General features: G+C 50.0%; 8 protein-coding genes and 1 tRNA gene. 6 read left to right on the top strand and 3 right to left on the bottom strand.

Going from position 1 to position 8,418, the window contains the following annotated elements; genetic code table 11:
• Positions 1 to 271: 271 nt before the first annotated feature.
• From ACXJJC_RS06675 to ACXJJC_RS06665, 3 genes are all read right to left on the bottom strand, one after another.
• Positions 272 to 355, bottom strand: a tRNA-Leu gene (locus ACXJJC_RS06675).
• 200 nt (positions 356 to 555) lie between these two features.
• Complete coding sequence (locus ACXJJC_RS06670) at positions 556 to 906, bottom strand: response regulator (protein ID WP_456370388.1); 351 nt, start codon at positions 904 to 906, stop codon at positions 556 to 558.
• Between the two features lie 69 nt (positions 907 to 975).
• A complete protein-coding gene (locus ACXJJC_RS06665) occupies positions 976 to 2,739 on the bottom strand; it encodes a PAS domain S-box protein (RefSeq protein WP_456370387.1) in 1,764 nt (587 codons plus the stop codon).
• A gap of 105 nt (positions 2,740 to 2,844) precedes the next feature.
• Here ACXJJC_RS06665 and ACXJJC_RS06660 point away from each other — a divergent pair, with 105 nt between their 5' ends.
• The 6 genes from ACXJJC_RS06660 to ACXJJC_RS06635 form a co-directional block, all read left to right on the top strand.
• Entirely contained in the window at positions 2,845 to 4,206 is a 1,362-nt protein-coding gene (locus ACXJJC_RS06660) for a PAS domain S-box protein (protein ID WP_456370385.1), read from the top strand.
• Between the two features lie 79 nt (positions 4,207 to 4,285).
• On the top strand, positions 4,286 to 6,133 hold the full coding sequence (locus tag ACXJJC_RS06655) for an aldehyde ferredoxin oxidoreductase family protein (protein ID WP_456370383.1): 1,848 nt from the start codon (positions 4,286 to 4,288) through the stop codon (positions 6,131 to 6,133).
• 23 nt (positions 6,134 to 6,156) lie between these two features.
• Positions 6,157 to 7,290, top strand: a complete 1,134-nt coding sequence (locus ACXJJC_RS06650; RefSeq protein WP_456370382.1) for a radical SAM protein — start codon at positions 6,157 to 6,159, stop codon at positions 7,288 to 7,290.
• Entirely contained in the window at positions 7,287 to 7,529 is a 243-nt protein-coding gene (locus ACXJJC_RS06645; protein WP_456370381.1) for a hypothetical protein, read from the top strand. Before ACXJJC_RS06650 ends, ACXJJC_RS06645 begins: the two co-directional genes overlap by 4 nt.
• Before the next feature lie 40 nt (positions 7,530 to 7,569).
• On the top strand, positions 7,570 to 7,761 hold the full coding sequence (locus ACXJJC_RS06640) for a CooT family nickel-binding protein (protein WP_456370379.1): 192 nt from the start codon (positions 7,570 to 7,572) through the stop codon (positions 7,759 to 7,761).
• On the top strand, positions 7,758 to 8,418 hold a 661-nt coding region (locus tag ACXJJC_RS06635), incomplete at its 3' end, for a type II glyceraldehyde-3-phosphate dehydrogenase (protein ID WP_456370377.1). The genes ACXJJC_RS06640 and ACXJJC_RS06635, both read left to right, overlap by 4 nt.

Below are 8,418 nucleotides of genomic sequence, written 5' to 3'. Positions count from 1 at the left end.
TCTTTGGGAGCTCAATATGTTCGGCTAACGGGTGATTTATGAATTTTAAGAATGCGCGGATGTATATTATCCGTTTTCTGGCCGTTCGTGGACTGAACCGCTGTTTTATTTCGTTTATATAAATAATTATGTCATTATCGTCCAAATCGTAAGAACATGTCTCAAGAAATTCTCTCACGGCTTTCTTATAGCGGTGTTTTTCGTCATCAGAAATGTCTTTCAAGTCGATAGATTTAGAGAATTTATCAAACTGCTCAACTAAAGAATTGCATGCGGGGGGAGGGATTTGAACCCTCGGACCCCTACGGGACGGGACCCTCAATCCCGCGCCTTTTCCTGACTCGGCAACCCCCGCAGAACGAGGGGTTTCGATCTGCCTTCAGTACTGCCGGATTTATTATACTTGCGGTCGGGATAATGAAGGTATGCTAAGAAATGTAATGTCCAACACACACCACAACATCAAATAACCCTAAACCCAAAAATCAGTAAAAAATCATGCCAGTACTTCGACTGCGTACCTGCAGCAGTAGCGCAGTCTTGATATTTTCTGGTTCAGATACCTTTTCCATATTTTTCAACAAGCTCAAGGAGTTTTTTCCTTGTGAACGGCTTTTCGAGAACGTCCCTTGCACCGGCTGCGATTATGTCCTTGCCCTTGTTTGAGGCAAAAGCAGAAACGCCTATGATCACGGCATTTGGATCCCTCTTCAGGATTTCCTTCGTGGCTTCAATCCCGTTCATCCCAGGCATGAGAATGTCCATCAGGACGATATCCGGCCTGAACCTCTCGTATATCGCAATGGCCCTTTTACCGCTGTCAGCCTCGTAAACCTCGTGATTCTTGAGCATCAGCCTGAGAAGTTCTCTCATCGTGACGTCGTCGTCAACAACGAGTATCCGCATATCCCATCCACCCGAGTCCATCTATTTTAATTCACTTTATAGTAATTTCGGTTATCCTTCAGAAAAGGGTTACTTCCTCATATTCTCGATCAGTTCCAGCAGGTCCTCACTCGTCTGCCAGTCCCTCTCAAGCTGCTTGATTAGCCGGGTTATTCTCTCGACCTCCTCTTTGATCTTTACGGCCAGAAGCTCGGCGTCTGTGAATTCGTCTGCGAGCTCGCAGTACCCGTAAATCACCGCAAGAGGATTCTTTATCCTGTCAACAATGTGGGAGAACTCCCTTATGTTGTGTCTGAGCTGCTCCATCGTTCTCGCCCTTATCTCCTCCAGCTCGCTTCTGTGATATACGTACGCCAGCGTGCCCACGAGCGTTCTGAGGAGTTTGATTTCAGAGTCCATGAAAACGCGTTTTGCGAGGATGGTCAGAAAGCCAAAGAGGTCGTCACCTATTTTGAGGGGGAAGACTGCAGACTCGTGCTCACCGTGAACTCCTCTGTAAACGCAGTAGTCCGGATGCTCTCCCTGCTTCACGAGGACCTCTTCCTGGAGCTCCATCGCTTTCCTGACACACTCGTTTTCTATGCTATCAGTGACCTCTATCCTGCCCGCACGAATTACCTCGAACTTTCCGTCAAGCATAATGACGGCAAACGCACTGTCGTACTCCCTCTCGAGCTCTTTAAGTGCGATTTGAAGTACTATTTTTCTGTTTCTCACCTCAACAAGGCTCGTGTTGATCTTGTTTATTATTCTGAGCAGCCTCGCCACCCTGACACCCTCGGTCAGGTCCACTATCACGGATATCACAAGGTTTCTGCCGGAGATCTCAATAGCCTTGCAGTTCACTATGGTCTCCTTCAGATCACCGCCAATAACGAATCTGATCTCCTCAAGAGGACACGTGTCAAACCCGAGCATCAGTGATTCCATTTTCCTCAAAAACCTGTTCTTCGATTCGTCAGTCATGAAGTCCGTCAGGTTCATTCCGAGCATATCCTCGCTGCGTCTGAAGAACTCCTTGGCCTTTCTGTTGTACATAAGAATCCTCCCCTGCTCGTGAACGACGATTGGGTATGGTGACAGCTCGTAAACCGTTTTGTACGCCTCTTTCAGCTTTCGCTCCATTTCAAGCTCGAGATGATGATCCGTGACGTCGACAAAGAGACACAGCCTTTTCCTTCCGCCCGCATCCAGATTTATAACCTCAAGAATCACGTTTTTCTGGCCGCCGGGAGACGCAACCCTCAGCGCGTCCACCACTCCACCAGTCGCAAGAACGTTCTCAACAATCTCTCTGTCCTCTTCAGAAAATACATGCAGTATCCTCCGACCCACAACCTGTTCTCTGCTCTTCCCGACAATGCTGAGGAACCTGTCATTAACCTCCGTGATCTCCTGGTCATCGAGAAAAACAACGCCCACAGATCGCGAGTCAAACAGTGCTCTGACCACATTGCCCGAATTCAGGCCAGCATACCTCTTTTGAGTGCTCGAAGAAAGGGTGGAGGCTGCAGAGAGTATGGCTGAAACTATCCTCTCTTTTTCCGCTGGAACTATTGCACTCAGTGTTGAACGACGTTCACGCTCGAGCATCAATTCGGACTCGCATACGAGCACGACAGGACAGTCCACTGACTGGAGTTTTTCGAAGAACTCATCTCCCAGAGATGCAATTGCATGCTCATCAACCACGACGACCGAGCCGTCCAGCAGGCTTTCGATTTCGCCGCCAGGCTTGAGCTCTTCAAAATAAATTACCTTGCCTACACCGGATTCTCTCGCAGCATCCACGATAGTTTCAGGATGCCTTTTTGAGATTACGATCACGTTCATCGCACACTGAAACTTCGAAAGCGATAAATTAATAGTTTTTGCAATATTCTCCAGCGTCATTATTTTCGTTAATTTTATAACTGTGTGCGAGAAAAATTAAAGAAGATGATAAACTGCAGCAGGTTCGGCAGGGAGTTCTGGAGAGTTGTGGCCGACAAGTCCCTCGCCGGAATATACATTCACGACGAGAATTTCAGGATCATTTACGTAAATGACATCGTCGAAAGGGTAACCAAATACAGCAAGGAAGAGCTCATTGGAATGTCTGTTTTCGACTTCGTGTATTCGGAAGATCGCGAGAAGGTTTACAACCTGCACAGAAAAATTCTCGATGGAGAGATAGTCAGATACGAGTGCAGGTACACAACCAAGGACGGTGCTGTCAGGTGGGTGTGGGGCTACGTTACACCCATTGAGTGCGACGACCAGATGTACGCCATAGGCAACTGGATAGATGTGACAAAGCGAAAACAGCTTGAAAGCCAGCTTGAAGAGCACAGCGAACTGTTCAGAGTTCTGATCGATGAGTCTCAAAATCCCGCGTACATAATTCAGGAAGACCGGTTCGCCTATGCCAACAAGGCACTTCAGAGCTTGGTAGGCTACTCTTGGGACGAGCTTCAGAGGATCAATCCGCTGAATTTCGTTCACCCCGAAGACAGGGAGATGGTCGAAAAAAGGTACAGGGAGAGGCTTGAAGGCAAAAGGGGACCGGAAACGTATTCGTGGAGAGTTATAAGCAGGGACGGTAACGTGTTCTGGGTAACGGCGAGGCCCTCGAGGATAATCTACAAGGGAGAGCCAGCGGTTGCGAGTGTGCTCGTAGACACGACAGACCAGCACGTGCTCACGGAAGAGCTCAAAAAGAAGAACGAGTACCTCGCCCTGATAAACAAGATTCTCAGACACGACGTACTCAACGACATAACGGTCATAGAAGCGGCACTTGAACTCAACGACGACAAGATAAGAGAGAGTGCATCGAAAAAGGTTGAGAGGATTGTGACACTCATCCAGGAGTCCAAGGCAATTGAGGAGGCCATTGGGAAGAAGTACAGGGTGAACCTCGCGGAGTACGTCAGGGAAGTTGCCGAATCGTACGAGTGCTTTGCGGAGATCCAGTATTCGCTGAATGACGTGTTCGTTGAGGCAAACGAGTCCTTGAAGTCGGTCATTGACAACATCATGAGGAACGCTGTAACCCACAGCGGTAAGGAGAGGGTAACGATAGCCGTCGAGACCTACGCAGATGGAAGATTCGGTGTCGTGAGAATAAAGGACGACGGCAGAGGAATTCCAGACGAAATAAAGGATAAGATATTCGAGGAGGGGTTCAGCACATCTGGTAGCACCGGTCTCGGCCTGTTCATTGCCAAGAAGGTAATAGAGCTGCTCGGAGGAGAAATAAAAGTTTACGACAACTCCCCCACCGGGGCCGTCTTCGAACTCAGGCTCAGGAGGCACTGAACTGTACGCAGTTGGTAATTTTTTAGCGGCAAACTATATATAGGTTTATGAATAATATTATTCCAGAGGAGATGATATCATGGGAAACGGTTTTATGGGAAGCATACTGAAGGTGGACCTGTCGAGCGGGTCCCTGGACGTGATTGACGTAGATGAGCAGGTTGCCAGGAAGTTTCTGGGAGGTAAGGGCTATTCTGTGTACCTTCTCTGGCAGTATCTGAAGGAGTATGAGAAGGAGGGCTTTTCTGCGAGAGACATAGACCCTCTCGGTGATGAGAACGTTTTGATTTTCGGAACAGGACCTGCCACAGGCGTGGCCGGATTTCCGGAGGCTGGAAGATACCACGTAATGGCCCTCAGAAGTCCGCTAACCGGTTCCGTAGCCTCCGCAAACAGCGGTGGCAAGTGGGGACCCTACCTGAAATTTGCCGGCTTTGACATGATTGTGGTAGAGGGGGCGTCGAGCGAGCCGGTGTACCTCGAGATCATTGACGGAGTCGCTGAACTCAGAAGGGCAGACGACCTGTGGGGGAGAAGCGTCTTCGACACCACTGCAACCCTTGAACGGAGATACGGAAAAAAGGTCAGTGTCGCATGCATAGGACCTGCAGGAGAAAATCTCGTAACATATGCGGCAATAATGAACGACTACCACAGGGCGGCTGGAAGAACAGGCGTGGGGGCAGTGATGGGGAGCAAGATGCTCAAGGCAATAGTCGTCGGAGGGAGCTTCAGACCCGAGATAGCAAAGCCCGACAAATTCAAGGAAGCGACGAAAAAATCTCTCGAGAAGATTAAGCAGAACCCCGTTACAGGAGAGGGTCTGCCAAAATACGGAACCGCCGTTCTCGTCAACATAATCAACGAAAGCGGAGCTCTGCCATACAGGAACTGGCAGGAGTCATACCACGAGAAGGCGAACGACATAAGCGGTGAGACCCTCGCCGAAAAGTATCTGGACAGGAACCACGCATGCTGGGGATGCTCGATAGCATGTGCGAGGGCGACATCCGTGAAAAAGGGGCCGTGGCATGTGCTCAACTCTGAAGGTCCAGAGTACGAGTCAATATGGAGCCTCGGGAACGACACCGGAGTCATAGACCTCGAAGCGGTCATCAAAGCCAACCACCTGTGTGACGAGCTCGGTCTCGACACGATTTCAATGGGATCTGCGATAGCATGTGCAATGGAGCTTTACGAAAAGGGCAAGCTAACCCTCGAGGACACGCAGGGCATAGAATACACCTTCGGCAATCCTGTCGCTCTTGTGGCTGGCGTCTGGACGGCCTCATACAGAATAGGGATTGGCAAGTATCTCGCGCTCGGCTCAAAGAGGATGGCGGAGATGTTCGACCTCGACGTTTCCATGAGCGTTAAGGGTCTCGAAATGCCCGCCTACGACCCGAGAGGTATCAAGGGCATAGGGCTCAACTACGCCACAGCCAACAGAGGCGGGTGCCACGTCACAGGCTACACGGTAAGTCCGGAAATTCTCGGGCTGCCCGAGAAGATAGACCCGCTGACATACGAGGGGAAGGCCCAGTGGGTGAAGGTTTTCCAGGACTTCACCTCAACAGTTAACTCGACGGTCAACTGCCTGTTCACGACCTTCGCCCTTGGAGCTGACGACTACGCCGAGCTTCTCTCTGCAGTAACCGGGTGGGACATGAATGCCAGTGACGTCCTCACCATCGGAGAAAGAATTTACAACCTCGAGAGACTCATAATCAGCAAGTTTGGATTTAACGGCAAGGACGACACCCTTCCAAGGAGACTATTTGAAGACCCCGTGCCCGGTGGTCCAACAAAGGGACAGGTCGTCAGCAGGGAAGAGTTCGAAAAGATGAAGGAAGAGTACTACAGGCTGAGAGGTTGGGTCGACGGAGTTCCTACAGAAGAAAAGCTCAAGGAACTCGGACTCGCGTGACATCCCCCTATTTTTTGATTTTTATGAAAGTCCAGCTTGAGGTAACAACTTCCTGCAACCTGAGCTGCGAGTACTGTTTCAGGAAAAAGGAGCTCCAGAACCATGTGAGCATGGAAATAGTCGAAAAGATTTCAGACGCGGACGAGGTGGTACTTTACGGGTACGGGGAACCTCTGCTCCACCCTGAGATAACAGAGATAATTGAAATGATGAACGGCAGTACAATGCTCAGCACGAACGGCATGATAGACTGGAACTTTGACGAGGCTCTCGAACTTCTGGACAGAATAGGCATCTCCATAGACTTCGATGCAAGACACAGAAAGGGGCTGGTGTTCCGCAAGATAGAGGAAAAGCTCAGGAAGGCCGGCGAAAAGGCCACGACCCAGATCGTTATAACTAAGGAGAACATAGGGATCCTCGAGGACCTCGTAAGAGTTTCTGCGGAGAATGGTGCCGACGTTCAGCTGACCAACCTGATTGCGGGAAATGGCGAGCTCTACAAAAAGACGCTCTACTTCGAGGGGAGCAGATACTGCGTGGACCTGGTAAGGGGTCTCGACAGAGACTTCATTCTTTCTGCCATAAAGGACTGGAGTAAGGGAGGAGGGAGAAATGCAGAGGAGTACAGAAAACTTCTCGAGGAGATTTACAGCAGCGGATACTCTGTGAACATTCCGTACATCCTCGAATCCGAGGACAGGATTGAAACTGCCCTAATGACAGAAGAGATAGTCGAGGCCTGCGAGGACATTGCTAGAGAATACGGTGTTGGGTTTGAAAAGGCGAGCTTCTTCGGCGACTGGAAAAACAGAGAGTGCCCCTACGAGGGCATGATTTTCGTCAGAGTTGATGGAAAGGTATCATCCTGCATGTCATTTGCCTATTCCCATGGGGAGGTCGTGAACGACCACTACAAGAGTGTGAGCGAGTACACGACTGCTGATCTGAACGTCCACGACCTGGACAGTGCGTTTGAGAGCATGGAGAGCTTCGACCGCATCAGAAAAAATATGTCCGAGAGCTTTCCATGGTGTGCTGACTGTCCACACGTTTCCGGTTGCTGGTACGCGAAGCGCAACATGGACTGTTACGCCAATGAACCTTCCTGCTCGGAGTGTCTGTACAGCGCGAGAATAGCGAGATGCCTGCTGTGAGAATTGTATCCGCACTTCCTGAAAGCGAGTTGAGGGGACTCATAAGGGAGGTCCTTAGGGGTATGAAGGTCAGATTTACTGAAAGAGATAGCGCGTTTTTCACCGAGAGAGGTGCCATACTCGTTTCGGAGTGTGGGAAAACCCACTTCGGGTTAACACTTCACGAGGTAATCGTTCACGACGAGGCAATAGGTGAAGAAATACGGAAGAGACTCATGATCAAGAGAGCAGGAGGTTAATTCAGGAGGTTTTAAGTATTCTCGAACACACTCAAAAAACATGTGTGAGTCAAAAGTTGTTGTCAGGAAAGAAGGTAGAGAGGAAGTGGTAATGGAGGATGTCGTCAGGATAGAGGTCGAAAACGGAAAGATTAAAATGTGGGGTCTTCTTGGCGAGTATGACGAGGTCGAGGGTAGAATAGTGTTGATGGACTTCAGAGCTCACAAAATCCTTGTGGAGGGTGGAAGATGAGAGTTAAGGTTGCGATAAACGGATACGGAACCATAGGGAAAAGGGTGGCCGATGCCGTAAGCCTGCAAAACGACATGGAAGTCGTCGGCGTTACGAAAACAAAGCCCGACTTTGAGGCGAGGATGGGGGCAGAAAAGTACTCGCTCTACGCGGCAATTCCCGATAGAGTGGAGACTTTCGAAAAGGCTGGAATAAAGGTTGAGGGCACCATCGAGGACCTGCTCGATAAAGCAGACGTTGTTGTGGACTGCTCTCCCGGAAAGGTTGGAGCGGAAAACAAACCCCTCTACGAGAAAAAGGGCGTCAAGGCGATTTTCCAGGGAGGAGAGAAAGCTCATGTTGCAGAGGCGTCATTCAGCGCCCTCGCGAACTACGATGAGGCTGTGGGAAAGAACTTTGTAAGGGTTGTGAGCTGCAACACCACGGGCCTGGCGAGGGTTCTCTCAATCATCAAGGACATGTACAGCATAAAGAAGGTCAGGGCTACGATGATAAGAAGGGTTGTAGACCCAAAGGAGGACAAAAAAGGTCTTGTGAACGGAATAATGCCCGATCCTGTCAAGCTCCCGTCTCACCACGCTGAAGACGTGAAGACCGTGCTGCCTGACGTCAACATAGTGACGACGGCATTCAAGGTGCCAACAACGCTCATGCACC

Source organism: Geoglobus sp. (assembly GCF_054018175.1).
The sequence above is the reverse complement of the archived record's forward strand: the minus strand, read 5'-3'. Positions and strand labels throughout refer to the sequence as shown.